The organism is Caballeronia terrestris (assembly GCF_001544515.1).
GTDB classification, from domain to species: Bacteria; Pseudomonadota; Gammaproteobacteria; order Burkholderiales; family Burkholderiaceae; genus Caballeronia; species Caballeronia terrestris.
The window spans coordinates 1-26,288 of the sequence record NZ_FCOL02000021.1; the positions used below are offsets into that span (position 1 = coordinate 1).

A 26,288-nucleotide genomic window follows, 5' to 3' on the forward strand; every position below is an offset into this window, starting at 1 on the left:
GTGCTGCACGTCTCGCCGGAAGCGGCGGCGGGCGGACCGCTCGCGTTCGTGCAGACCGGCGACATGATCGAACTCGATGTGGAGGCGCGGCGGCTGCATCTCGAAGTATCTGACGACGAGCTTGAGCGGCGGCGCACGCTTTGGCAAAAGCCGGAAAGCCCGAAGCGAGGCTATTACAAGCTTTATGTCGAACATGTATTACAGGCCGATCAGGGCGCGGACCTGGATTTTCTGGTGGGATCGAGCGGCGCGCCAGTGCCGCGTGATTCGCATTGAAGCGGAGTTTCCGAGCGAAGGCGTTTAACCGATGCGATTAAAAACCGCATCGGTTTTTTTATCGTGGCTTTGAAATGCGTTATTGATCGATGAAGCGATCCGCGGTCCACATTCCCTTCGTGTCGCTATTCGACGCATTCACGAATTCGACATCGTGGCCAACCACGCGCAATACTCTGAAATGCGAATCGACCGGCGTCGAAATGCACTCGAAGCCTTCGAAGAATTGTTGCATCTTCTGCTGCTCGCCCGCTTGCGCGTGCTGATCGGCGGAATCGAAGGTGTTTTTGGAGAGGCAGCCGTAGGAATTGGGCCTAAACTTGAAAGTCTGCTGGGGCTGGACCACGCTATCCGCGTGAGCCGCCGAAATCGCGGCTAACAAACCGACCATCGCAATGACAGCACTGGCGCGCTTCTTCATTTATTTGCCTCCAAGCGGATTTTGTCTCGGGGAATTAGCTATATGTTTAATAGGGCTAATCCGCAGCGTTTATCCTAGACCAGATATTGCAAGTTACAAGCACATCTTGTGTGCGCTCGCAACACGACAGATTGTCGCAGGTGGGTTTTAAATAGTTTGCGAGGAAAAGCGCAGGCTTAATCCATAAGCTTTTGGACCTTATGAACGCTGTACAGAGAAAATGACGCGACGCAACTAAACTTGTTTGAAAACGACCGAATTGGCGGATTTTCTATTCAGAAGACGTGCCATCTAAACGTTTTGCATCGCGCAGACAACGGTCAGGAAACATGCCAAGGGCTTGCCAGCGTCGCGTCTTCGTGGATAAATCGGCTGATAAACCTCGGAGACAACGATGACCCTCGCTCAATGGCTGCCTTTCGCGATCGCTTCGGCGATCCTCGTCGCGATTCCCGGACCGACCGTATTGCTCGTCGTGTCCTATGCACTCGGCCACGGCCGTAAATATGCCCTCGCAACGACTGTCGGCGTGGCGCTCGGCGACCTCACCGCGATGACCGCGTCGATGCTGGGCCTGGGCGTGCTGCTCGCGGCATCGGCGGAGCTGTTCACGGTGCTCAAGTGGGCGGGCGCGGCGTATCTCGTGTATCTGGGCGTCAGGCTGTGGCGCGCGCCGGTCGTGGTCGATACCGGCGAGTTGAAGCCGCCTGCCGAGCTGCGCACGAGCCGGATCCTTGCGCACGCTTACGCCGTGACGACGCTCAATCCGAAGAGCATGATCTTCTTTGTCGCCTTCGTGCCGCAGTTCATCGATCCGCACGTGGCGAGCGTCTCGCAGATTGCAATTTTCGAGGCAACGTTCGTCGGCATCGCGGCGGCGAATTCGCTGGCTTATGCGCTATTGGCATCGGGGGCGAGGCGGGCGATCCGGAGGACGTCGGTGCAGCGGGCCGTCAACCGCACCGGCGGCGCGCTCTTGATGGGCGCGGGTATTTTTGCGGCGGCATGGAAGAAGGCGACATGAACGGACTCGACGATTGGACCTCGGCGGCGCGAAACGTGTATTTCGCGCTGCTGGACGACTGGAACCGGCAGGACGCGCGCGCGATGGCCTCGCGTTTCGCGGAGCGCGGCAGCATGGTGGGCTTCGACGGAAGCGCCATCGACGGAAGAACGGCGATCGAAGCGCATCTCGCGCCGATTTTCTCGCAACACCCGACGCCGCTGTTTGTAGCGAAGGTGCGCGAGGTGCGGCGAATGGCTAGCGGGCAAGTCCTGTTGCTACGCGGCGTCGCGGGGATGTGGCCGCGCGGGGCGGAGGATTTGAATCCGGAACTCAATGCCGTGCAGACGATGCTGGTCTCGCTGTGCGATGGGGTGTATCGGATCGAGATGTTTCAGAACACCCCGGCGGCGTTGCATGGGCGTGCGGAGGAGGGGGAGAGGCTGACGGTGGAGTTGAGAGGGGTGGGGAAGCCGGTGGGGGCGTGAGGGCGATCAACGGCGCGATTTTCACTTCCCGATACAAAACCGGCTGAAAATCACGCCAAGCAGATCATCCGACGTGAATTCACCCGTGATCGAATTCAGCGAATCCTGCGCGAGCCGCAGCTCTTCGGCGAAAAGATCGAGCGCCTGCGAGTTTTGCTCCGCGTGATCGGCGGCGGCGGCGAGATGTTCCGCCGCCGTTCGCAACGCGATCAAATGTCTTTCGCGTGCCAGGTACACGCTCTCCGCACCCGCCTGCCACCCCGCGATTTTCAGCAATTCATCGCGCAACAACGCGATCCCATCCCCCGTTTTCGCGGACAGCCGCACCTCGCGCGCGCCGCCTGCATCAGCCTGCGTCACCGACGCCTCCACCCCCGCCAAATCCGCTTTGTTCGACACGCGCACGACCGGCACGCCCGCCGGAAAGCGCGCGGCGATCGTCACGTCCTCGGGCGTCACGCCGACGCGCGCGTCGAGCAGATGCAGTACGACATCCGCGCGCGCGATCTCGCCCCACGTCCGCTCGATACCGATCCGCTCGACCTCGTCCTCCGTATCGCGCAAGCCCGCGGTATCGATCACGTGCAGCGGAATGCCCTCGATCTGAATCGTCTGCGTCACCTTGTCGCGGGTTGTGCCGGCGATCGGCGTGACGATCGCGAGCTCGGCCCCCGCGAGCGCGTTCAGCAAGGACGACTTCCCGACGTTCGGCTGTCCCGCGAGCACCACCGACAGCCCCTCGCGCAACAGCGCCCCCTGCCGCGCGTCGGCGAGCACCATCGCCAGACGCTCGCGGATGCGCGCGAGCTTGCCGCGCGCGTCGGCCGCTTCGAGGAAGTCAATCTCCTCCTCCGGGAAATCGAGCGTCGCCTCGACCAGCATCCGGAGCGTGATCACATCCTCGACGAGCGCGTGGATTTCGCGCGAAAACGCGCCGTCGAGCGAGCGGCCCGCCGAGCGCGCGGCCGCTTCCGTGCTCGCTTCGATCAAATCGGCGACGGCCTCGGCTTGCGCGAGATCGAGCTTGTCGTTGAGAAACGCGCGGCGCGTGAATTCGCCAGGCTCGGCGAGCCGCAAGCCGAATTCGCGGCCGATTTCGATCGCTCGCTGCAACACGAGTTGCAGGACGATCGGCCCGCCGTGGCCCTGCAGTTCGAGCACATGTTCGCCGGTGTAGGAGTGCGGCGCCGGGAAGTACAGCGCGATGCCCCGATCGAGCGCGTCGCCGTTGGCCGCGATGAAGGGCACGTAGCTCGCGTGGCGCGGCTTCAGGAGCTGGCCGCAGAGCGCATGCATCGCGTGGGCGGCCGCCGCCTCGCCCGCGCGCCCGAACGACAGCCGCACCACGCCGATCCCGCCGCGCCCCGGCGCGGTGGCAATGGCGAGGATCGGATCGGTATCGTGGTTCGACATGGAGCGGCTTTTCGGGATGGGTTCGAGGTGCCGGCATTGTAGCGCGGTGGCTTTTTCAGCTCGGACGAAAGGTGCTTTAGGACTGTTCTTGGTTTATCTTATTTGAGATAGGCTGTGGGTTGTCGATTCAGATTCATTAGTAGGCAACGAGACGGCTTGCGTAACAATCCGTGGGTATCCGAAGCGCACGGCTTGATATTCGAAATCTTCTGATCAATTTCTCATGTGCGATAAATTAAACACGGTCGTTGCCAAATCTATCGTAGATGGTTGACTAGCCGTCAGCGTTTGACTCGCACAATCGCGACCATGCCAACCGTTCAAGAAAAGGCCGATTTCTCGGATCGCCTGAAATTCTCCATGACCCGCGCTCCCGAGAAGATGCGGGGCGCGACTGATCTCGCGTTGCACTTCAACCTTCGCTATCACGGCGAGCCCGTGTCGCCCCAGACGACGCACAAGTGGCTCACCGCGCGCTCGATTCCAACCGTCGATAAATTGCAGACTTTGGCCGAGTGGTTCAAGGTCGATCAGCATTGGTTGCACTACGGGCCGCCACCGAGCGGCAATCCGCAGGCCGTGCCGAAACCGCTTGCCAGGGATGAGCAATATCCGGCTTCGGAAGAGATGATCGAACTCGCTTCGAAGATCGAAGCGTTGTCGCCACATCATCGGTATCTCGTTGAGCAGTTGATCGAACAGTTTTATGGGACGGGGAAGCGGTGATCTGTCGCGTTCGCGCGGCATTTGCCTGCGTAGCTCGATTCACGAGAATTTTCCCTTAAACGAGATAGTGTTTCTGATGCTTTGCCGCAAGTCATGCACTTGCGGCATTTTTTTGAGATTCGGCGGAAACGGCTGAAGTAGTTTGCCCAAGGCCATTTCGCCAGTCGCTCGGCCTTTCGTTCCAGAATGCGCAGCATGAACTCAAAAATCAAATATTCCGGCTTTAAAGACCGCTTGATCGACGCGATCAGGGCGCGCGCGCCAAGCATAAATGCCATACGTGCTCAGGCACGCAAAGCGAGGCTGAATATGGAGTCGCCCGCAGATTTTGCGACTGGTTTCAATGACGGCTATACGGGCGAGCCACTTTCGCCGAGGACTGCGGGAAATTGGCTCAAAGGAAGATCACTTCCGTCGAAGGCTTATCGCGAGCACTTGGAATGGTGGCTTCACGAGCGCTGGTATTTTCTGGAGCATGGGGTCAAGCCGGGCGAAATCGCAACGCGACATACAGAGGCGAGGCAGCCGCAACCTGCTTACATCGAGCTACCCGCATCGCTCAAAATCGATCCCGCTTTTGAAATGCTCCCGATAGAAGCGAAGGAGCCGATCAAAGGCTTCGTTCGCGAAATCAACAAGCTGATCGATGGCTTGGTAAATAAAAAACGCCCGGAATAAATCCGGGCGTTTGTCAGAGCATCAAAGAAGAGCCAATCAAGCCGCCTTCTTCTTGGCTCCCATCATCCTGGTGATGTAATACTGCTGCGCGATCGACAGCACGTTATTCACCACGTAATACAGCACGAGCCCAGACGGGAAGAAGAAGAACATGACCGAGAACGCGAGCGGCATGAACATCATCATCTTTGCCTGAACCGGATCCGGCGGCGTCGGATTCAGCTTCGTCTGCAGGAACATCGATACAGCCATCAGCACCGGCAAAATGAAATACGGGTCTTGCTGCGACAAGTCGTGAATCCAGCCGATCCACGGCGCGCCGCGCATTTCCACCGACGACAGCAGCACCCAATAAAGCGAAATAAACACTGGAATCTGAACCACGACCGGCAGACACCCGCCAAACGGATTCACTTTCTCGGTTTTATAAAGCTCCATCAGCGCCGCATTCATTTTTTGCGGATCGCTCTTGAAGCGTTCGCGCAATTGCTGCATGCGCGGCGTGATTGCCTTCATGCGCGCCATCGATTTATAGCTCGCCGCCGACAGCGGGAAAAATACCGCTTTGATCAACAGCGTCAGCAAAACAATCGACCAGCCCCAATTGCCGACATAGCTATGAATCTTCTCGAGCAGCCAGAAAAGCGGCTTGGCGATGATCGTCACCATGCCGTAGTCCTTCACGAGTTCGAGCCCCGGCGCGACGCCTTCGAGCATGCGCTCTTCCTCGGGACCGGCAAAAAGACGCGCCTTCACGTCGACGCTCTGTCCCGGCGCGATCGTCTGCACCGGCTGCTGCACGCCCACGCGATACAGCAGCGGATCGATCTTCTGCACGTAGATATCGCGCTTCACGCCCTGCTGCGGAATCCACGCCGACGCGAAGTAATGCTGCACCATCGCGATCCAGCCGTTGTCGGCGGACGGCTCGAAGGTCGCCTTGTTCTTGTCGATATCGCTGAAATCGATCTTCTGGAAGTGCTTCTGATCGGTGTAGACAGCCGGCCCGATGAACGTGTGCGAGAAGCGCGGCGTTTCCACCGGCGTGTTGTCGCGCACGAGTTCCATATAGAGCTTCGGCGTGACCGGCGCCGCGCCGACGTTCTCGATCTTCGTATCGACGTTGATCACGTAGCTGCCGCGCGTGAACGTGTAGGTCTTCACGACCTTCACGCCACCCTTCACCGGCGACTCGAACGCGATCGACAACGTCTTGGCATCGCCCGAGAGCGACGTCTGGCCGGGAACCGGCGTGAACAGGTCGTTGTGGTTCGGGAAATCGCCGCCGAGCAGGCCCGTGCGCGCGAGATACGTGTGCGCCGGGGTATGGTCGAAGAGCGTGATGTAAAGGTCGGGCTGTTTGCCGTCCCCTTCCTTCACGAGCGAGAGCTTCGACAGCGTGCCGCCGCGCGTATCGATTTCGCCGGCGTAGACGTCCGTCGAGAACTTGACCAGTTGCGCGGCCGCCGTGGCGGGCGGCGTCGCCGCGCCGGGCGCGACGGTCGCCGTGGCGCCGCTGGTGGCGGCGGGCAAATCAGCGGGTTGCGTGCCCGGCGTCGAACTTCCCGGGGCGGCAGTGCCGGCCGTCTTGGTCGGGACGGCGTTCGGGAAGAACATCGACGGGCGCCCGTGGTCTCGTTGCCAGTTGTCGAACAACATGACAGCCGACATGAAGAAGATGACCCATAGGACGGTACGTTTGATATCCATGCGTGTCTCAGTGTCGATCGAAAGGCGCTTTAGCGCCGTTTGGTAGTGAATTCTTCTGGAACGGATTCGTGAGCCGGCCGGGGGACTGGCTCGGAATCGTGTCGTGAAGCAGGCGACGGCGGGACCAGGTCGATGCCGCCAGCCGAAAACGGATGACAGCGGCACAGACGTTTCGCTGCGAGATACGTGCCGTGCGCGGCGCCATGATACTGGATTGCTTCGCGCGCGTAGTCGGAACAGGAAGGGAAAAAGCGGCAGCGGTTGCCGAGCAGAGGGCTCACAGCAAGCTTGTAAAAGCGCAACAAAGCGATCAGTGCCGTTTGCATAAGCTTTTTTGCGCCTCGGTCTCGATCCGGTCCACAGAGACGAACCGGATACCGCATGCGCATCATGGCCCGGAGGACCTGGGTGAATCGTCTGCGTTCGGCGGTGCAGCGCTTGCCGTGCTCGTTGCATCCGCCGGTGCCACCTCTGCCGCCACGCGGCGCGCCGCTTCGCGCACCGCCCGGTCGAGCATCATATCGATTTCGTCGCGACACAGGGTCCTGAGCGGCGGCGATTTCGCGCTCGGCATCGCCTTGCGGTCGATCTTCGCGTGCAGCCTGAGCAGGATATCCCACCCGCCGAGCTCCGCGCGACGCAACCGGAAAGCCTCGCGCGCGAGCCGCTTAATCAGATTGCGCGTGACCGCGCGCGGCGCCTGCTTCTTGCCGATGACGAGTCCGAGACGCGCGTCGTTGCCGGTCGGCTTGCCGTACAGGACGAAGTGCGGGGAGCGTCGCCAGGGGCGCAAACGAAAAACGGATGAGTATTCATCCGTTTTCAGTAGCCTTGCGGCCTTGGGGAACGCGGCCTGCGCTCGCAACTGAATGGTGTCCTGTGAGGAGCCTTCGATGCTGCGCATATCGGGTTCGCACGCATGCGGGCGTGTGCCTGAGCGTGCCGTCAACAAAAGCGACCTTAAACTGCCAGGCGCTTGCGGCCCTTCGCGCGACGTGCGTTGATTACTTTGCGGCCGCCAGCCGTCTTCATACGGACGCGGAAGCCATGGGTGCGCTTGCGGCGCGTCACGGAAGGTTGGTAAGTACGTTTCATGGTGCTCTCACTTGGGTGTTAATCGACCGCGCGGGCATCCGCAGAAAGCGCAATGGCCGGAGGTTCAGGAATTCGGTTTTCGCGGAACCCGCTATTTAAACCCTTTTCCTCTTGACCGTCAATAGCTTACGAGGCATGCCGAGGGTCCGCACGGCCGCTTCGCGAGACATCCGCGCGTTGATTTGACCCTGTGGATAACTCGCGCGGCGTCCGGGTTTGGCGTTAGAATCTCGCCTTAATCCCAAGAATCTGCCCGCTGCTTCGGCCCGCGTTCCGCCCGCAAACCCATGCGGCGTAAGCCTCCGGAGCATAAATGCTTGGCCGTGCCGAACCTTGTTGCGAAATTGTGACAGGGGCGGTGTCAGGCTGCGGCGCAACCATAACGACTGCACCCGATGAACGATTTCTGGCAACACTGTTCCGCATTGCTGGAGCGCGAACTCACGCCGCAGCAGTACGTCACGTGGATCAAGCCGTTGGCCCCGGTCGACTTCGACGCCGATGCGAGCACCTTGCGCATCGCCGCGCCCAACCGCTTCAAGCTGGACTGGGTGAAGAGCCAGTTTTCAGGCCGCATCTCCGATCTGGCGCGCGAATTCTGGCACGCGCCCGTCGACGTCCAGTTCGTCCTCGATCCTAAAGCGACCGCGCGCAATGCGTTGGGTGCATCGTCGGCGTCTTCCATGCCGCGCGCGGCCCAGCCGCAAGCGCAGTCGCCGCGCCCGAGCATGCCGAACGGCGCGCCGATGAACCACGCGAACGCGAGCGCACACATCAACGCGCTCGCCGCCGAGGCCGCGCAGCACGCGCAAGCCACGCACGACGATCACGCCGACCTCGATCTCCCGAGCCTCGACGCCAACGAAGCCGCCGTCGCGCGCCGGACGTGGCGTCCGGGCGGCAATGCGGCGGCCTCGGGTGAAAACGATTCCGCCTACGAGCGCTCGAAGCTCAACCCGGTCCTCACGTTCGACAACTTCGTGACCGGCAAGGCGAACCAGCTCGCGCGCGCGGCGGCGATCCAGGTCGCCGACAACCCCGGCATCTCGTACAACCCGCTCTTTCTGTACGGCGGCGTCGGGCTGGGCAAGACGCATTTGATCCACGCGATCGGCAATCAGTTGCTGATGGACAAGGCCGGCGCGCGCATCCGCTACATCCACGCGGAGCAGTACGTGTCGGACGTGGTGAAGGCTTACCAGAGAAAGGCGTTCGACGATTTCAAGCGCTACTACCACTCGCTCGACCTGCTGCTGATCGACGATATCCAGTTCTTCTCCGGCAAGTCTCGCACGCAGGAAGAGTTCTTCTACGCGTTCGAGGCGCTCGTCGCGAACAAGGCGCAGGTGATCATCACGAGCGACACGTATCCGAAGGAAATCTCGGGTATCGACGACCGTCTGATTTCGCGCTTCGATTCCGGCCTCACGGTCGCGATCGAGCCGCCCGAACTGGAAATGCGCGTCGCGATCCTGATGCGCAAGGCGCAGTCGGAAGGCGTGAGTCTCTCGGAAGACGTGGCGTTTTTCGTCGCGAAGCATTTGCGCTCGAACGTGCGCGAACTTGAAGGCGCGCTGCGCAAGATCCTCGCGTATTCGAAGTTCCACGGCCGCGAGATCTCGATCGAGCTGACGAAAGAAGCGTTGAAAGACCTGCTGACGGTGCAAAACCGCCAGATTTCGGTGGAAAACATCCAGAAAACGGTCGCCGACTTCTACAACATCAAGGTCGCCGACATGTATTCGAAGAAGCGTCCGGCGAATATTGCGCGGCCGCGGCAGATCGCGATGTACCTGGCGAAGGAACTCACGCAGAAAAGCCTGCCGGAAATCGGCGAACTATTCGGTGGACGCGACCACACGACCGTGCTGCACGCCGTGCGCAAGATTTCCGCCGAACGCGGCACGGATGCCCAGTTGAACCATGAGTTGCACGTCCTCGAACAGACGCTCAAAGGCTGATGGCGGGATAAAGAAAACGCGCCTCCAAAATGCGCCGTCAGGCCTCTGTTTATTGACGAAAATGCCCCCATTTCTAGGGAGCGGTTCCGTTTTCAGGCACAATACGGGTTTGACCGCCCGCAGGCCTTGGGCGGCATTCTGGCGCAATGCTTTCGCGCGAATCCGGCGGGGGGCCGGCAACGCGTGTTACGAGGCTGTCCGAAGGCAAAAACGGTGGCACGACCGTCGGGCAGGCCGTCACATCAACGAAGGAACTCTATGCAACTGGTCAAGACCGAACGAGATAATCTTCTAAGGCCGCTGCAAACCGTCAGCGGTATCGTCGAACGCCGTCATACGTTGCCGATCCTCGCCAATTTGCTGATCACCAAGAATGGCGCCGACGTGTCGTTCCTCTCGACCGACCTCGAGCTTCAGATCACCACGCATGCCGATTTCGGCGTAGGCAGCGATCAGGTCGCCACCACCGTTGCCGCGCGCAAGCTGCTCGACATCCTGCGCGCCATGCCGCCGGGCGAAGTCGCGCTCGATCTCTCCGACAAGCGTCTCACCGTGCGTTCCGGCAAGAGCCGCTTTGCGCTGCAAACGCTCGCCGCCGACGAATTCCCGACCGTCAACCAGTCTACCGACTTCGGCGCGAGCCTGTCCGTTCCGCAAAAGACCTTCCGGCAACTGCTCGGCATGGTCCATTTCGCGATGGCGCAGCAGGACATCCGCTATTACCTGAACGGCATGCTGCTCGTCGTCGACGGCGACCAGCTGATGGCGGTCGCAACGGACGGCCACCGTCTTGCGTTCTCGTCGATGAAGATCGAGGGCGCGTTCCCCCGCCAGGAAGTAATCATCCCGCGCAAGACGATCCTGGAATTGCAGCGCCTGCTGGAAGACATCGACGACAACCTCAAAATCGACATCGCCCCGACGCAGGTGAAGTTCACCTTCGGCCAGGTCGAACTGGTGTCGAAGCTCGTGGAAGGCAAGTTCCCCGACTTCCAGCGCGTGATTCCGAAGTCGCACAAGAATACGTTCCTGATCGGCCGCGAGGAATTGCAGCGCTCGCTGCAGCGCGCGGCGATTCTCACGTCCGACAAGTTCAAGGGCGTGCGCTGCCTCATCGAACCGGGTCAGCTGAAGATCATGTCGACGAACGCCGACCAGGAAGAAGCGCAAGAAGAACTGGAAATCGCCTATCAGGGCGACAGCGTCGATATCGGGTTCAACGTCACGTATCTGCTCGACGTGCTCGCGAACCTGAAGATCGACAACCTTCAAGTCAGCCTCGGCGACGCCAATTCCAGCGCGCTGATCACGATTCCCGAGAACGAGGAATTCAAGTACGTGGTGATGCCAATGCGCATCTGACGCGTTCCATACCGAAAACATTCCAAGGGGCGGCGCGCCCCTTTGGCGTTTTTAAGGTGATTCGAAAAGTCTCGAGCGGCAACTCAGCAGTGACGCAGAACCGGAAAAATTCATGACTGAAAACATCAATTCGCAACCCGACAACAGCTATGGCGCATCGTCCATCCAGATCCTCGAAGGTCTGGAGGCCGTGCGCAAGCGCCCGGGCATGTATATCGGCGATACGTCGGATGGCACCGGTTTGCATCACCTCGTTTTCGAAGTGCTGGACAACTCCATCGACGAAGCGCTCGCAGGCTATTGCGACGACATCCACGTCACGATCCACGCCGACAACTCCATCTCCGTCACCGATAACGGCCGCGGCGTGCCCACGGGCCTCAAGCGCGACGACAAGCACGACCCGAAGCGCAGCGCCGCCGAAATCGTTATGACGGAGCTGCACGCGGGCGGCAAGTTCGACCAGAACAGCTACAAGGTGTCGGGCGGGCTGCACGGCGTGGGCGTGTCGTGCGTGAACGGGCTTTCCGAATGGTTGCGCCTGACCGTGCGCCGCGATGGCAAGAAGCACTTCATGGAATTTCGTCGCGGTGTGGTGCAGAACCGCGAGATCATCGAGGAAAACGGCGTGCAGTATTCGCCGATGCCTGTCACCGGCGATACGGAAAATCGCGGCACCGAAGTGCATTTCATGGCCGACGTGACGATCTTTGGCAATGTCGAGTTCCACTACGACATTCTCGCGAAGCGCATGCGCGAACTGTCGTTCCTGAATAACGGCGTGAGGATTCGCCTGACCGACCAGCGCACCGGCAAGGAAGACGATTTCGCGTTCATCGGCGGCGTGAAGGGCTTCGTAGACTACATCAACAAGACCAAGCAGGTCCTGCACCCCACCGTGTTCCACGCGGTCGGCGAGAAGGACAACGTGACCGTCGAAGTGGCGATGCAGTGGAATGACAGCTACAACGAAAACGTGCTGTGCTTCACGAACAACATTCCGCAGCGCGACGGCGGCACGCACCTGACCGGCCTGCGCGCGGCCATGACGCGGGTGATGAACAAGTACATCACCGATCACGAGATCGCGAAGAAGGCGAAGGTCGAGACGACCGGCGACGACATGCGCGAAGGCTTGTCGTGCGTGCTTTCGGTGAAGGTGCCGGAGCCGAAGTTCAGCTCGCAGACGAAGGACAAGCTGGTGTCGTCGGAAGTGCGTGCACCGGTGGAAGAGGTGGTCGCGAAGGCGCTTGAGGACTTCCTGCTCGAAACGCCGAACGACGCGAAGATCATCACCGGCAAGATCATCGACGCCGCGCGCGCTCGCGACGCCGCGCGCAAGGCGCGCGAGATGACGCGCCGCAAGGGCATTCTCGATGGCGGCGGCTTGCCCGGCAAGCTCGCCGATTGCCAGGAGAAGGACCCGGCGAAGTCGGAGATCTATATCGTCGAGGGCGACTCGGCGGGCGGGTCGGCGAAGCAGGGGCGCGACCGGAAGTTTCAGGCCATCCTGCCGCTGCGCGGCAAGGTGCTGAACGTGGAACGCGCGCGCTTCGACAAGCTGATTTCGTCTGAGCAGATCGTGACGCTGATCACGGCGCTCGGCACCGGCTTCGGCAAGGACGATTACAACATCGAGAAGCTTCGCTATCACCGCATCATCATCATGACCGACGCGGACGTCGACGGCGCGCACATCCGCACGCTGCTGCTGACGTTCTTCTATCGGCAGATGCCGGAGATCGTCGAGCGCGGGTATATCTACATCGCGCAGCCGCCGCTCTACAAGCTCAAGGCGGGCAAGGACGAGCGCTATCTGAAGGACACGCACGAGCTGAATCAGCACATGCTGAAGCTCGCGTTGCAAGGCTCCGAGCTGACGCCGATCGAAGGCGCGGCGCCGATTTCGGGCGATGCGCTCGGTGAGCTGGCGCGGGCTTATTTGCTGGCGCAGGCGGTGGTCGATCGCGTCAGCCGCTTCTACGACGTGAGCGCGCTCGAAGCCGTGATGGATGGCATCGTGCTGGATCTGTCGTCGGAAGAGGCGACGGCGGCATCGGCGAAGGAACTGGAAACCAGGCTGCGCGCCGATCCTATCAAGCCTGAGGTGACCGTCGAGCCGGCGTACGATCCGGTGCGCGAAGTGCGGTCGCTGCATATCAAGCGGCGGCATCACGGGAACGTGAAGGTGTCCGTCATCGATGAGGATTTCCAGCTTACGGCTGACTACAAGCAGCTTGTTTCCACGGCGGATACGTTCAAGGGGCTGATCGGCGCGGGTGCGCTGATCAAGCGCGGCGAGCGGTCGATGGCGGTGAACGACTTCAAGAGCGCGATGAAGTGGCTGATCGCCGATGCCGAGCGGAACGTGACCAAGCAGCGGTATAAGGGCCTGGGCGAGATGAACCCTTCGCAGTTGTGGGAGACGACGATGGACCCGAGCGTGCGGCGCTTGCTGCGCGTGCAGATCGAGGACGCGATTGCCGCGGATGGGATCTTCACTACGCTCATGGGCGACGACGTGGAGCCGCGGCGTGCGTTTATTGAATCTAATGCGTTGCGGGCGGGGAATATTGATGTTTGAGAGAAGGTAGGGCTCGCGCCCGCCCCTTCACGCACGACCCCTCCACGAGGCCCCACCGGGGCCTCGTTTTCATTCCGACGAAATCTTTATCAAAACGCGTGTCGCAGCGCGACGCGCATTACAAGCTGATTCCCCGTCGATGACGGCGCCTGCGTGCCGGGAATGAACGCCTGGTCGAGGATCGAGTTCGTCGAATCGCCGGTGACTTTCTGGTATGCGCCCTGCATGTAGACGTCAGTACGTTTCGACAGGAAGTAGTCCGCCATCAGACCGACGGAATGAATCCTGGGCTTCACGTTCCCGGTAGACGCATCGTACGTTTCCATCGTGTAGACATACTGCGCGCCGACGAAGAAGCCCGGCGTGAACTGATACTTACCGTTGACCTCGAAGTTCTGATACTTCAGCGCATTCAAAGCCACGCCGGGCGCGGCGAGCGGCACGCCGCCGATATATCCGTTGCCACTGGGATTCCGATACGCCGTATTGGTGTAAGCGAAGCCCATCGTCGCCAGTCCCATCGTGTAGTTGACGCCGGCGCCGAACACGCGCATGCGTTCCGCGATGAAGCTGGCATCGTTTGCGGCGATCGCGCCGGTTGCATTCGTGCCCGGGCCGTCAGCTTGCAGGTACGCGGCCCCGATCAACAATCCGCCGTTGGAATACGAGCCGCCCACGCTGTACTGACGGTTATTGGCGAAATTCGCATCGTTGCTGAAGCCGTACGCGCCGCCGAATCGGAACCCCGCCATCTGCGGACTCGCATATTTCACTGCATTGCTGACGCGAAACGAGTTGTCGGTGTTGTCGTTGTCGTACGGGTGTGCGAACAGGTAGCCCGCCCAGTTGCCATTGGCCGTGGTCGGCGCGAGATAGTCGACCACGGAGTCGTACTGGCGCCCGAACGTCAAGGTGCCGAAGCGCTCGCGCTCGACTCCTACGTAAGCCTGCCGGCCGAACATGCGCCCGCCCTGGGCCGCGCGGCCCGAGTTCACATCGAAGCCGTTTTCCAGTTGCAGGATCGCCTTCGTCCCTCCGCCCAGGTCTTCGACCCCGCGCAGGCCCCAGCGGCTTCCCTGCGCGTAGCCGCTCGAGAGTTCGTAGACGTGGCCGCTGCCCACGTTGTTCGTGTAGTCGAGTCCTTCGTCGATCACGCCGTACAGCGTGACGCTGCTTTGGGCAAATGCAGGCGAAGCGAGGACGAGCGCCGTCAGCGCAATGGCTTGATGTTTCATCGAGTCTCCAGGGTTTTCTATTGAGTCGCGGGCCGGCGATGTCCGGCCTCAGCGCGACGCATTTTGCTGGCTCGAAGCGCAATCGCCAAAGGATTTGATTTCGGGATAAACATGCGTTTTATGAATGTTTGGTTAACGAAATCGTCGCTTGCCGGCCACCGGGAGGCGGAGAAGAATGCCCTTCATGCGCAGTCGGCAGTCATTCGAATGTGGTCGGCCATGCGTTTTTCGAACATTACCAACCGTCAGGGAACCATGCGACTCGACCGGAATTTTGCCAACGGCCGCTTTATCGAACCTGCGGCCGACGAACTCATCGCCGTCTACGACCCTGCGACGGAAGCACTCGTCGGGCATGTCTCGGGCGCATCGCCGGCCGAGGCCATCGCTGCCGTCGAAGCCGCCGCGCACGCGCAGAAGGGCTGGCGCGCGTTGCCGTCCGCCCAGCGCGGCGCTTTCTTGCATAAACTCGCCGACGCGTTGACCGAAGCCGCTCCCGCCATCGGCGCGGCGCTCGCGCTGGAGTCGGGCAAGAGCCTCGACGACGCCACCAACGAAGCGGTCTACGCCGGCCAGATCACGCGTTATCACGCCGAATGGGCGCGCCGTATCGAAGGCGAAGTGATTCCAAGCGATACGCCCGACGAAAACCTCCTGCTGTTCCGCGAGCCGATCGGTGTGGTCGCGTGCCTGATCCCCTTCAACTACCCGGTCTACACGCTGATGCGCAAGGTAGCGCCCGCGCTGATCACCGGCAACACGGTCATCGTGCGGCCGAGCAACAACACGCCGACGTCCGCGTTCGAGATCGCGAAGGCGGTCGAGCGCTCCGGCCTGCCAGCGGGCGTCGTGAACATCCTCGCGATGAGCCACGCGACCGCCGAAGCGGTCTGCACGCATCCGGCCGTCGGCATGATCACGCTGACGGGCAGCGTCGGCGCGGGCCGCAAGGTGCTCGACTACTGCAAGACGAATATCGCGAAACCCTCGCTGGAACTCGGCGGCAAGACGCCCGCCATCATCGAACCGGATGCCGATCTGGAGAAAGCCGCGCGCGATCTCGTCGCATCGAAGACGACACATTGCGGCCAGCTTTGCACGGCGATCGAGCGCGTCTACGTGCACGAGAGCGTGCGCGAGCGCTTCGTCGCGCTGCTCAAGCGCCACATGAGCGCGGTCGAGACCGGCGATCGCAGCGTGAATCCCGCGTGGATGGGGCCGCTCGTCAACGACGCCTCGCGCCTGTCGATTCACGCGATGGTGCAGCGCGCGCTCGCCGAGGGCGCGACGCTCGAAACCGGCGGCAAGCTGCCCGAAGGCCGCGGCTTCTTCTATCCGCCGACGCTCCTCACGAACTGTCGCCAGGACATGGAGATCATCCGCGAGGAGACGTTCGGGCCGATCATGCCCGTCGTCGAATATCGGACGCTCGATGAAGCGCTCGCGATGGCGAACGATCACCAGTTCGGCCTCTCGTCGGTTCTCTACACCGAGAACTATCGCACCGCGATGAAGGTCGCCAACCGCATCGAGGCGGGCGAGCTGTACGTGAACCGCACGCCCGCCGATCCGTATCAAGGCTTTCACGCCGGGTGGAAACGCTCCGGCCTCGGCGGCGACGACGGGAAGCACGGCATGCTCGAATTCACGCAGACGCGGCTCGTCGTCATGAAGTACTGAAGCGCCATCGGCGACGGCGCGGAGGCCGTCGCTTTTCCAACATAAAAGCAAATCGAAGACGCACGCACGGCGTGCCGTCAGGAGACTCACTGTGTCATCTCAACCCGCTCAATCGCCTGCCGGCCTCGCGCCGGAGACGGGCGCCGCCGTCGCGCAATCCGATAAAGCCGGCCGTTATCTGCAACTCGCGTTGCTCGTGCTGGCCGCCGGCGCCATCTATCCGATCCTGTATCTGCGGCAGGTCTATCAGCCGACGATGCTGGAAGTCTTCCGCATCACCGATAGCCAGCTCGGCTACCTCTATTCGTCGCTGGGCCTCATCTTCCTGCTGAGCTATCTGCCGAGCGGCTGGCTCGCCGATCGCATCGCGCCGCGTCTCCTGATCTGCTTTTCGCTGATCGCGACGGGCGCGCTCGGGCTCGTCTATGCGACCGCACCGTCGTTTCCGATCCTCGTCATGATCTTCGCGGGTTGGGGCCTGACGACCGGCCTCACGTTCTGGGCCGCCGTCATCAAGCGCGTGACGATGATCGCCGGCAGCGACGAACAGGGCCGCTTCTTCGGCTTCCTCGATGGCGGCCGCGGCCTGATCGAAGCGCTCCTCGCGACCGTCGCGATCACGCTCTTCGCCTGGATGACGCACACGCGCGGCGAGACGCCAGCAGCGGGCTTCCGGCTCGTGGTCTACATGTACGCGTGCCTGTGCATCGGCTTGGGCGTGCTGCTCGCGCTCGTGCGCGATCCGCAGTCAGTGGCGCGGGTTGAACGAGTCGTGAAAAAGCGCAACAGCGTCCTCGCCGATCTCAAGACGCTCGCCGCCATTCCCGAGCTGTGGCTTATCGCGGCGATCGTGTTCTGCGGATACCAGGTGTTCTGGGCGACCTACAGCTTCTCGGCGTACCTGCACGAAGGCGGGATCGGCTTGTCGGTCGTGATGGCCGGCACGATCACGACGCTCAAGCTCTGGATGCGGCCGATCGGCGGCATCGGCGGGGGTTATCTCGGCGACCGTTTTTCGAAGGTCTCGGTGCTCGTGATCGCGCTCTTTCTCGCGGCGCTGTCGCTCCTCGGACTGATCGCCGCGCCGCGCATCGCGAGTCACGCGCTGCTCGTCGCGCTCGTGCTGTTCATCGGCATCCTGACGTACGCGATTCGCGGCCTCTACTGGTCGCTGCTCGATCGATGCAACGTGCCCGTCGAAACGACCGGCTTGGCGATCGGGCTGATCTCCGTGCTCGGCTATTCGCCCGACGTGTTCCTGCCGCTCATCAACGGTTACCTCACCGAGACGTTCCCGGGCGTCTTCGGCTATCAGCTCTACTTCGGCTACGTGGCCGCGGTGGCCGCGATCGGCGGCTGCGCGGGCCTCGTGCTGCGAAACCGGCTCAACAGAATCAACTAAGAGGAAGTGCGCAAATGAAAATCGTCTCGATGGAATCGCATATCGTCGCCGTGCCGCCGCCGCATATCGGCGGGATGTACTGGATCTTCGTCACGCTGCGGACCGATTGCGGGATCGAAGGCGTCGGCGAAATCTACTCGGCGACGTTCCACCCGAGCGCGATGACGCACATCATCGACGACGTCTTCAGCCGCTATCTGCTGAACCACGATCCGCATCACGTCGAACGCTTCTGGCGCGAGGCGTATTCAAGCGGCTTCACGCAACGCCCCGATCTCACGATGATGGGCGTCGTCAGCGGTCTCGAAATGGCGTGCTGGGACATCATCGGCAAGGCGGCGGGCAAGCCGGTCTACGAGCTACTGGGCGGCCGTGTGCATGAGCGGCTGCGCTCGTATACGTACCTCTATCCGAAGAATCGCGACGGTGAATACGACTACGACGACCCCGATCTCGCCGCCGAATGCGCGGCGCAGAACGTGGCGCGCGGGTTCACGGCGGTGAAGTTCGATCCGGCGGGGCCTTACACGGCGTACTCGGGGCATCAACTTTCGATGGAAGTGCTCGACCGCTGCGAAACATTCTGCCGCAAGGTGCGTGAGGCGGTGGGCAGCAAGGCCGATCTGCTGTTCGGCACGCACGGGCAGATGGTGCCTTCGTCCGCGATCCGGCTTGCCAAGCGTCTCGAAAAATACGATCCGTTGTGGTTCGAGGAGCCGGTGCCACCGGGTCAGGAAGGCGCGATGGCGCAGGTTGCCGCGCACACGAGCATTCCGATCGCAGCCGGCGAGCGGCTCACGACAAAGTACGAGTTCTTCAAGCTGCTCGAAGCGCGCGGGGCGTCGATTTTGCAACTGAATGTGGCGCGCGTGGGCGGGCTGCTCGAAGCGAAGAAGGTCGCGAGTCTCGCCGAGGTGTATTACGCGCAAATCGCGCCGCATCTCTATAACGGACCGGTCGGCGCGGCGGCGAGCATCCAGCTTGCAACGTGCACACCGAACTTCCTGATCCAGGAGAGCATCGGCACGTGGGACGGCTTTCATGCGCAGGTGCTGAAAAGCCCGATCCGCTGGGAGGACGGCTACATCATTCCGTCGCGCGAGCCGGGTCTCGGCGTCGAGCTGAACATGGACGTCGTGCGTGCGCATACGCCGTACACCGGCGAGCGGCTGCATCTGCAGATGGCCGCGAAGCCCGTCGACGTCAAGGACCTCGCTCCGGCGAAGGGCTGACATGGACACGCGCGCAAAGGTGGCGGACAGCATGAACTACGACTACATCATCGTCGGGGCGGGCTCGGCGGGTTGCATCCTGGCGAATCGTCTTTCGGCGACGGGCGAGCATTCGGTCTTGCTGCTAGAAGCCGGTGGCCGCGACGACTCGTTCTGGTTCCGGATACCGGTCGGTTTCACGAAGACGTACTACAACGAAACCTACAACTGGATGTACTACAGCGAACCGGAACCCGAACTCGGCAACCGGTCGCTGTATTGTCCGCGCGGCAAGGTGCAGGGCGGTTCGGGATCGATCAACGCGATGATCTACGTGCGCGGTCAGCCGCGCGATTTCGACGACTGGGCGCAAGCCGGCAACCGCGGCTGGGCGTTTCGCGACGTGCTGCCGTACTTCCGGCGGCTGGAATCGCACCCGCTCGGCGATACGCAGTACCACGGCGCCAGCGGCCCGATCAGCATCTCGCCGATGAAGGACGCCGCGCATCCGATCTGCCACGTCTTCCTGAAGGGCTGCGCGCAGGCGGGCTACAAGCGCACCGACGATTTCAACGGCGCGCAGTTCGAAGGCGCCGGCATCTACGACGTGAACACGCGCAACGGTCAGCGGTCGTCGAGCAGTTTCGAGTTCCTGCGCCCGGCAATGTCGCGCGCGAACCTGCATGTCGAACACAACGTCCTCGCGAGCCGCGTGCTGTTCGACGCGAACACGCGCGCGATCGGCGTGGCGGTGACGCAGGACGGGCGCACGCGGGAATTCATCGCGTCGCGCGAGGTGATCCTGTCGGCGGGCGCCGTCGATACCCCGAAGCTCCTGCAACTCTCCGGCGTCGGCCAGAAGGCGCTGCTCGCGAAGCACGGGATCGCGCTGGTCCATGAGTCGCCGGCGGTCGGGCAGAACCTGCAGGATCACCTGTGCGTGAGCTTCTACTACCGGTCGAGCGTGAAGACGCTCAACGACCAAATGCGCCCGCTCCTCGGCAAGCTCAAGCTCGGCTTGCAGTATCTCTTCACGCGCCGTGGACCGCTCGCGATGAGCGTCAATCAGTCGGGCGGATTCTTCAAGGGCAACGCGGAACAGACGCTGCCGAACCTGCAGCTCTATTTCAATCCGCTGTCATACCGGATTCCGAAGAGCAGCAAGGCGAGCCTCGAACCCGAGCCGTATTCGGGCTTCCTTCTGGCGTTCAATCCGTGCCGCCCGACGAGCCGCGGGTCGATCGAGATCGCGTCGAATCGCGTGGAGGATGCCGCGAAAATCCGCATCAACGCGCTCACGACCGAGAAGGATATCGACGAGGTGATACAGGGTTGCGAACTCGTGCGCAGGGTGATGGCTTCGCCGGCGCTTGCCGACATCACGGTCGAGGAGGTGTCACCCGGGCCGAGCGTGCGCACGCGTGAAGCCTTCCTGCAGTATTTCCGCGAGCAGTCGGGGTCGATCTACCACCTCTGCGGATCGTGCGTGATGGGGCCCGACCCGCGCACATCGGTCGTCGACGAGCGCCTGCGCGTGCACGGTATCGACGGCCTGCGGATCGTGGATGCGTCGATCTTTCCGAACATCACGTCCGGCAACATCAACGCGCCGACGATGATGGTCGCGGAGAAGGGCGCGGAGATGATCATCGAGGATGCGCGCGCGGTGAGCGTCGAACCGGTGATGCGGATGCCCGCCGCGGCCTGAGGCTGAGGCGGTTGCTACAAGCCGTCGGTCAGCGGCGTCGCAGTCGACGTCGACGGATCCAGCGCGCGCTCCGACAACCAGATCTCCTGCTTCAGCCAGTCGCGAAAAGCCGCGACCTGCGGCAGATCGTCCTGCTCGGCGCGCGTGACGAGCCAGTACGACTGATGGCCGTCCACGTGCACGTTGAGCACCTGCACGAGCTTTCCTTCGGCGAGTTCACGCGTGATCATGTGCCTATCGGCGATGGTCACGCCGAGCCCGTCGATCGCGGCGCGGATCGCGTGATCCAGCAGGTCGAATTCGTAGCCGCCGCCGGTATCCACGTTTTCGATGCCGGCTGCCCTCAGCCAGTGCTGCCAGGTGAGATAGCGCTGATCGTCGCCCGCGAGCACGTGCAGCAGCGTGAACTGGTTCAGGTCGATCGTCGCGCGGCCCGCCTGCCTTGCGAGCAGGGCGGGCGCGCAGACGGCGATGTGCTGCTCCTGCATCAGGAGCAGATTGTCGAAGCCGTCCCACTCGCCGTTGCCGAAGCGGATCGCGCAGTCGAGCGCGCCGGATTTGGCGAGGTTGTCGTCGAGGCGCGTCCAGAGGCTCAGTTCGAGCTGCGGCTGCGCGGCGCGAAGACCGCCGAGACGCGGCATCAGCCAGCGGCTCGTAAAGGTGGGGGGTGCGTTCAGGCGCAAGCGGTTCAGGTGCGTCTTTTCCTGGATGCTGCGGACGGTGAGCTCGATCCGGTCGAACGATTGCTGGAGCGCGCGCAGCAGCAAACGCCCCGAGGCGGAGAGTTCGAGGTGGTGATGCTGGCGTTGCAGAAGTGGCTCGCCGAGCTGGATTTCGAGCTGCCGGACCTGCCGGCTGACCGCGCTTTGCGTGACGTTCAGCAACTCGGCGGCGCGCGTGAAACTGCCGGTGCGTCCGGCCACTTCGAAGGCTTTCAGCGCGTTCAGCGCGGGCATTTTGCGTTTCAAGGGGCGTCTCGGAGGGGCGCGTCGGGAGAGGATGATTTTACGTCTGCATGAGTCGGGCTTTGCAATGACCTTGCCCGCCATCCGAATCGCGCGGCGAAACGTCAAATAACGTAACGATTGCATCGGACGACGCCGTGCAAGCCCTTAGAGTTTCGACCGATTCCAACCTCAGCCGAAACTCCATCATGAAAAAGCCCGCCCCCGCGAAAGCCCGCAGCGCGCGCGTCCCGGACGCCGCCGGCGCCGCGCGTTTCGCCTCCGCAGCCACTCATTTCAACGCCGCACTCGCGCGCAACGACTTCCGCGCGGGCGCGCAATTCGCCGAGGAGGCGTTGCGCATCGTACCGGGGCATTTGAAGGTGCTGTCGGACTACGCGCTCTGCCTGATGCGCATCGGCGCGCATGAAGACGCCTACCGGATCTACACGAACATCTTCGCGTTGCCGCCCGCAAAGCAGCGGGAGGCTTCGCCGACGTGGTTTCACGGCCTGGTCGAGCTATGCGGCCTGATGGGCAAGCACGACGAAGCACGCCGCCACGGCTTGCGCGCGCTCAACGAAGCCGACGCCATTCATCGCTCGTCCGCGAACAAGCTCGATCCGCCGATGACGCCGCCCACGTTCGACGCCACGAAGCCCGAGGAAAACGTCATCGCGTTTTCTCTGTTCGGCGCGAATCCGCGCTATTGCGAGCCGGCGATCATGAATGCGCAGGTCGCGCGCGAGCTGTTCAAGGGCTGGACGTGCCGCGTCTATCTCGACGATACGGTTCCCGAGCACGTCCATCGGCGGCTGCGTGAGGTGGGCGCGCAGCTCGTCGAAATGGAGGCGAGCGGCCCGCGCGCGATCCACCCGCTGATGTGGCGCTTCCTCGTCATCGACGATCCTTCCGTCAAGCGCTTCCTCCTGCGCGACGCCGACTCGCTGCTCTCCGAACGCGAAGCCGCCGCGGTTCAGGCTTGGATCGACAGCCTGTTCCTGTTCCATCACATGCGCGACTACCACTCGCACACAGAACTGATCCTCGCGGGTCTCTGGGGCGGCTGCACCGGCGTGCTGCCGAACATGGAGCGCGCGATGCAGACCTACAGCCGCGAAAAGGCGAAAGCGAGCGGCCGCTTCATCGATCAGCATTTCCTGCGCGAGAACGTCTGGCCGACGCTGCGCCTGAGCGTGCTGAGTCACGATGAACGCTTCGGCTTCCACGGCGCCCGGCCGTTTCCGGCGCATCCGCCGATTCGCTGGAAGACGGATGCGTTTCACGTCGGCAGCAACGCGAGTCATCGGGCGATCGGCGGCCCGAGCGAAGCGCCCGACGGCACGACGCTGCGCATTCTCTTCTCCGACGCGCAAGGCAACGTGCTGTTCGATTACGCGGCCACCGTGCATGGCAAACAGTGGATTCTCGACATGCCATTCTTCCTGATCGACGCGATGCAGGAAGGAAGGGTGCAGGTTCGCGTCGCGCAGTGAGTCAGGATGCCGCGCATCTGATTGGATGACACAGCAGAAAGACCAATGGCCACCGAAAGGTGGCCGTTGTATGTGGGGTTCTCTATCTGTCTTTCCGTGAACCTCGACAGCACTCTCACTCCAGGTGGGACCCGGTTTCCCAGGCGGCGCTACGTTTTCTGCACGCACCCGTACGTAGTTTTGAGCCGGTAAAATATTCTCGAAGTGCAGACGCGGTCAACCTTAGTCGTTCGGTCTAAGCGGCAACCATATCTCCGTAACAAGCTCGGCCGGCGGCGTCTCGCGCGGATCGTTGAGATAAACCTCGTGGACTGGCGTATCGCCCGTCTCGCGTCCGGACTGCGGCAGCCATTCCCCATAAAGCCACCGATAGGCGAAGCAAAGCTGCGCATACGGTCCAACATGCGTCAGCACCGCAAACTCGCCGCGCGCGATATCGACGCGCGCAACCGGCGCCGCGAACTCGACCCCGTCCGTCCGCGCGATCTCGATGCACGCCTGCGATTGCAGATCACTCTCGGGCGTGGCGTCGGGGTCGTCGAAATAGATGCCGAGCCAGCGCGCTTCCTTATCGAGCAGATCACGCGACCCGAGCCAGCGGGCGACCGTCTCGAACGCCTGCCCGATATTCATGTACGGACCTCTGTGATCGACGGCTGCAACGGTGAACGCTTTGTGCGTGCGAATGTCGACGGGATGCATGGGATCACCTCTCTCAAGTGTCGAGTCGGACGGCAGCGGACGCCATTGCGCCGCCCCGCCGACGTTTCGAAATTGCGCCGGCGGCATGCGATAGCTCGCCTGAAACGCGCGCGAAAACGCCTGCACGCTGCTATAACCCGCATGTTGAGCGATGGAATCGATCGGCATCGAACCGCGCACGAGTTCATTCGCCGCGCGATGCAACCGCAATCGCCGCACGGTTGCGGCCGCCGTCTCGCCATAAAACGCGTGATAGATCCGATGCCAGTGATACGGCGACACACACGCGATATCCGCGAGCCGGTTGAGATCGAGATCGTCGTCGAGATGATCGTGGATGTAGTCGATCACACGGCTCAGGCGCGTTTCGTACAATCGTTGTTTCGAAGTGTCGGACATCGTCGGCCCCGGTTCGAATGCGTTGAAACAACGTTAGCACGCACGCGTTTAGCAAATCTTGCGGACTTGACATGGACGCGCAAAACCAGTGTCTGCGCCTCACACGCGTACACTTCGGCATCACATCCGCAAACACAGCGCGCCGGCCCTGCCGCCCGCGCGCATCGAATACCCGAAAACATCATGTTTACCTGTCGAAACCAGCCGTGCGGCGCGCAGTGGGAACTCTCGGACGTCGTCATCAAGAACGAGGGCCAGGGCCTGCTCTTCCGTTGCCCAATGTGCGGCGCGCGCAACAAGGTGATCCGCCACGACGCCCCGGACGGCACCGTCACCTACGAGCAGGACAACTCGATCCCGCCGAAGAGCGCCTAACCACGCCATGACCACCGACACCTCCTTCAGCAGCCTGCCGCTCACGCCTGCGATGCAGGCAAACCTGCAGCAACTCGGCTATCTCACGATGACGCCGATCCAGGCCGCGAGCCTGCCGGTCGCGCTCGACGGGCACGACCTCATCGCGCAGGCAAAAACCGGCAGCGGCAAGACCGCCGCCTTCGCGCTGCCGCTGCTTGCGAAGCTCGATCCGCGCCTCTTCTCCGTGCAGGCGCTCGTGCTCTGCCCGACGCGCGAACTCGCCGATCAGGTCACGCAGGAAATCCGCCGCCTCGCGCGCGCGGAGGACAACATCAAGATCCTGACGCTCTGCGGCGGCACGCCGATGCGTCCGCAGATCGCGAGTCTGGAGCACGGCGCACACATCGCGGTCGGCACGCCGGGCCGCATCATGGATCACCTCGAACGCGGCACGCTGACGCTCGACGCGCTCTCTACGCTCGTCCTCGATGAAGCCGATCGCATGCTCGACATGGGCTTTTTCGACGACATCGCATCGGTGGCGCGCCAATGTCCGAAGGAACGCCAGACGCTGCTTTTTTCGGCGACGTATCCGGAAGGCATCGCGAAACTGAGCCAGCAGTTCTTGCGCAAGCCGAAGGAGATCAAGCTCACCGAACAGCACACGAATTCGAAGATCAAGCAGCGCTTCTACGAAGTCGATGACAACGAGCGCCTGCATGCCGTCGGTCTGTTGCTCGATCACTATCGGCCGGTCAGCACGCTCGCGTTCTGCAACACGAAGCAACAGTGCCGCGACCTGCTCGACGTGCTCCGCGCGCAGGGCTTCGAGGCGCTCGCGCTGCACGGCGAACTGGAGCAGCGCGAACGCGACCAGGTGCTCGTGCAGTTCGCGAACCGCAGCTGCTCGGTGCTCGTCGCGACCGACGTCGCCGCGCGCGGCCTCGACATCACGCAACTGGAGGCGGTGATCAACGTCGACGTAACGCCCGATCCAGAGATTCATGTGCACCGCATTGGCCGCACGGGTCGCGCCGACGAGGAAGGCTGGGCGCTCACGCTCGCGAGCATGGACGAGATGGGGCGCGTCGGCAGCATCGAGCAGGCGCAGGGCAAGGAAGTGGAATGGCATCCGCTCGGCGAACTGACGTCGGCGACGCCCGGACACCTGAAGCCGCCGATGGCGACGCTGCAGATCCTCGGCGGCCGCAAGGAGAAGATCCGTCCCGGCGACGTGCTCGGCGCGCTGACGGGCGAAGCGGGCTTCACGGGCGCGCAGATCGGCAAGATCAACGTGACTGACATGTTTACCTACGTAGCCGTAGAACGCGGTATCGCCGATGACGCCGTGCGCAAGCTCGGCGCCGGCAAGGTGAAAGGCAAGAAGGTGAAAGTGCGGCGCATCTGAAACGCCTAGTGCAAGAACATCGCCCCGTT

At 62.3% G+C, this 26,288-nt stretch carries 23 protein-coding genes and 1 pseudogene; 15 read left to right on the top strand and 9 right to left on the bottom strand.

The annotated features are described in order from the left end of the window. Window positions 1-276 (top strand): annotated as a pseudogene (locus AWB67_RS18345) (dihydroxy-acid dehydratase domain-containing protein); the annotation flags it as partial. 79 nt (window positions 277-355) lie between these two features. Here AWB67_RS18345 and sap1 read toward each other — a convergent pair. Then, a complete protein-coding gene (gene sap1 / locus AWB67_RS18350; RefSeq protein ID WP_087657685.1) occupies window positions 356-697 on the bottom strand; it encodes a surface attachment protein Sap1 in 342 nt (113 codons plus the stop codon). A gap of 394 nt (window positions 698-1,091) precedes the next feature. Here sap1 and AWB67_RS18355 point away from each other — a divergent pair, with 394 nt between their 5' ends. Both AWB67_RS18355 and AWB67_RS18360 read left to right on the top strand, forming a co-directional pair. Next, entirely contained in the window at window positions 1,092-1,721 is a 630-nt protein-coding gene (locus AWB67_RS18355) for a LysE family translocator (RefSeq protein ID WP_087657686.1), read from the top strand. Next, window positions 1,718-2,188 carry an SgcJ/EcaC family oxidoreductase gene (locus AWB67_RS18360; RefSeq protein ID WP_087657687.1) on the top strand — a complete coding sequence of 157 codons (471 nt, stop codon included), beginning with the start codon at window positions 1,718-1,720 and terminating at the stop codon, window positions 2,186-2,188. Before AWB67_RS18355 ends, AWB67_RS18360 begins: the two co-directional genes overlap by 4 nt. A gap of 21 nt (window positions 2,189-2,209) precedes the next feature. Here the strand turns inward: AWB67_RS18360 and mnmE are convergent, their stop codons facing one another. Continuing rightward, complete coding sequence (gene mnmE, locus AWB67_RS18365) at window positions 2,210-3,601, bottom strand: tRNA uridine-5-carboxymethylaminomethyl(34) synthesis GTPase MnmE (RefSeq protein ID WP_087657688.1); 1,392 nt, start codon at window positions 3,599-3,601, stop codon at window positions 2,210-2,212. Window positions 3,602-3,910: 309 nt separating this feature from the next. Between mnmE and AWB67_RS18370 the strand changes: the two genes are divergently transcribed. Together AWB67_RS18370 and AWB67_RS39575 are read left to right on the top strand one after the other, a co-directional pair. Continuing rightward, the gene (locus AWB67_RS18370) at window positions 3,911-4,327 is read left to right on the top strand and encodes a transcriptional regulator (protein ID WP_087657689.1); all 417 of its coding nucleotides are present in this window, start codon (window positions 3,911-3,913) and stop codon (window positions 4,325-4,327) included. Window positions 4,328-4,522: 195 nt separating this feature from the next. After that, window positions 4,523-5,005: a hypothetical protein gene (locus AWB67_RS39575; RefSeq protein ID WP_125477618.1), complete on the top strand. Its 483-nt coding sequence runs from the start codon at window positions 4,523-4,525 to the stop codon at window positions 5,003-5,005. Between the two features lie 36 nt (window positions 5,006-5,041). Here the strand turns inward: AWB67_RS39575 and yidC are convergent, their stop codons facing one another. From yidC to rpmH, 4 genes are all read right to left on the bottom strand, one after another. After that, window positions 5,042-6,715: a membrane protein insertase YidC gene (gene yidC / locus AWB67_RS18380; RefSeq protein WP_087657691.1), complete on the bottom strand. Its 1,674-nt coding sequence runs from the start codon at window positions 6,713-6,715 to the stop codon at window positions 5,042-5,044. Window positions 6,716-6,744: 29 nt separating this feature from the next. Next, complete coding sequence (yidD, locus tag AWB67_RS18385; RefSeq protein WP_235025218.1) at window positions 6,745-7,041, bottom strand: membrane protein insertion efficiency factor YidD; 297 nt, start codon at window positions 7,039-7,041, stop codon at window positions 6,745-6,747. Window positions 7,042-7,103: 62 nt separating this feature from the next. Next, window positions 7,104-7,619 carry a ribonuclease P protein component gene (gene rnpA, locus AWB67_RS18390; RefSeq protein WP_087657692.1) on the bottom strand — a complete coding sequence of 172 codons (516 nt, stop codon included), beginning with the start codon at window positions 7,617-7,619 and terminating at the stop codon, window positions 7,104-7,106. A 56-nt stretch (window positions 7,620-7,675) separates the two neighbouring features. Then, a complete protein-coding gene (gene rpmH / locus AWB67_RS18395) occupies window positions 7,676-7,810 on the bottom strand; it encodes a 50S ribosomal protein L34 (RefSeq protein ID WP_006998755.1) in 135 nt (44 codons plus the stop codon). A gap of 395 nt (window positions 7,811-8,205) precedes the next feature. Between rpmH and dnaA the strand changes: the two genes are divergently transcribed. The 3 genes from dnaA (at window position 8,206) to gyrB (ending at window position 13,717) form a co-directional block, all read left to right on the top strand. Beyond that, window positions 8,206-9,771 carry a chromosomal replication initiator protein DnaA gene (gene dnaA, locus AWB67_RS18400; protein ID WP_087657693.1) on the top strand — a complete coding sequence of 522 codons (1,566 nt, stop codon included), beginning with the start codon at window positions 8,206-8,208 and terminating at the stop codon, window positions 9,769-9,771. Window positions 9,772-10,029: 258 nt separating this feature from the next. After that, window positions 10,030-11,133 carry a DNA polymerase III subunit beta gene (gene dnaN / locus AWB67_RS18405; protein ID WP_087657694.1) on the top strand — a complete coding sequence of 368 codons (1,104 nt, stop codon included), beginning with the start codon at window positions 10,030-10,032 and terminating at the stop codon, window positions 11,131-11,133. A 112-nt stretch (window positions 11,134-11,245) separates the two neighbouring features. Continuing rightward, window positions 11,246-13,717 carry a DNA topoisomerase (ATP-hydrolyzing) subunit B gene (gene gyrB / locus AWB67_RS18410; RefSeq protein ID WP_087657695.1) on the top strand — a complete coding sequence of 824 codons (2,472 nt, stop codon included), beginning with the start codon at window positions 11,246-11,248 and terminating at the stop codon, window positions 13,715-13,717. A gap of 89 nt (window positions 13,718-13,806) precedes the next feature. Here the strand turns inward: gyrB and AWB67_RS18415 are convergent, their stop codons facing one another. Then, window positions 13,807-14,952: a porin gene (locus tag AWB67_RS18415; RefSeq protein WP_087657696.1), complete on the bottom strand. Its 1,146-nt coding sequence runs from the start codon at window positions 14,950-14,952 to the stop codon at window positions 13,807-13,809. A gap of 255 nt (window positions 14,953-15,207) precedes the next feature. Here AWB67_RS18415 and aldA point away from each other — a divergent pair, with 255 nt between their 5' ends. The 4 genes from aldA (at window position 15,208) to AWB67_RS18435 (ending at window position 20,953) form a co-directional block, all read left to right on the top strand. Then, complete coding sequence (gene aldA / locus AWB67_RS18420; protein WP_087657772.1) at window positions 15,208-16,632, top strand: aldehyde dehydrogenase; 1,425 nt, start codon at window positions 15,208-15,210, stop codon at window positions 16,630-16,632. Between the two features lie 91 nt (window positions 16,633-16,723). Beyond that, window positions 16,724-18,034, top strand: a complete 1,311-nt coding sequence (locus tag AWB67_RS18425; RefSeq protein ID WP_087657697.1) for an MFS transporter — start codon at window positions 16,724-16,726, stop codon at window positions 18,032-18,034. A gap of 14 nt (window positions 18,035-18,048) precedes the next feature. Next, entirely contained in the window at window positions 18,049-19,266 is a 1,218-nt protein-coding gene (locus AWB67_RS18430; RefSeq protein WP_087657698.1) for a mandelate racemase/muconate lactonizing enzyme family protein, read from the top strand. A 31-nt stretch (window positions 19,267-19,297) separates the two neighbouring features. Next, window positions 19,298-20,953 (top strand): GMC family oxidoreductase, encoded by a 1,656-nt coding sequence (locus tag AWB67_RS18435; protein ID WP_087657773.1) that lies wholly within the window; start codon window positions 19,298-19,300, stop codon window positions 20,951-20,953. 14 nt (window positions 20,954-20,967) lie between these two features. Here AWB67_RS18435 and AWB67_RS18440 read toward each other — a convergent pair whose 3' ends face one another. After that, window positions 20,968-21,909, bottom strand: a complete 942-nt coding sequence (locus tag AWB67_RS18440) for a LysR substrate-binding domain-containing protein (protein WP_087657699.1) — start codon at window positions 21,907-21,909, stop codon at window positions 20,968-20,970. Window positions 21,910-22,106: 197 nt separating this feature from the next. Between AWB67_RS18440 and AWB67_RS18445 the strand changes: the two genes are divergently transcribed. Further along, a complete protein-coding gene (locus AWB67_RS18445) occupies window positions 22,107-23,393 on the top strand; it encodes a tetratricopeptide repeat protein (RefSeq protein ID WP_200822256.1) in 1,287 nt (428 codons plus the stop codon). A 222-nt stretch (window positions 23,394-23,615) separates the two neighbouring features. Here AWB67_RS18445 and AWB67_RS18450 read toward each other — a convergent pair whose 3' ends face one another. Beyond that, on the bottom strand, window positions 23,616-24,494 hold the full coding sequence (locus tag AWB67_RS18450; protein ID WP_087657700.1) for an AraC family transcriptional regulator: 879 nt from the start codon (window positions 24,492-24,494) through the stop codon (window positions 23,616-23,618). 183 nt (window positions 24,495-24,677) lie between these two features. On the opposite strand from AWB67_RS18450, the gene AWB67_RS18455 reads away from it, so the two are divergent. Both AWB67_RS18455 and dbpA read left to right on the top strand, forming a co-directional pair. Then, window positions 24,678-24,869: a hypothetical protein gene (locus AWB67_RS18455; RefSeq protein ID WP_087657701.1), complete on the top strand. Its 192-nt coding sequence runs from the start codon at window positions 24,678-24,680 to the stop codon at window positions 24,867-24,869. Window positions 24,870-24,876: 7 nt separating this feature from the next. Beyond that, complete coding sequence (dbpA, locus tag AWB67_RS18460; RefSeq protein ID WP_087657702.1) at window positions 24,877-26,259, top strand: ATP-dependent RNA helicase DbpA; 1,383 nt, start codon at window positions 24,877-24,879, stop codon at window positions 26,257-26,259. Window positions 26,260-26,288 lie beyond the last annotated feature (29 nt).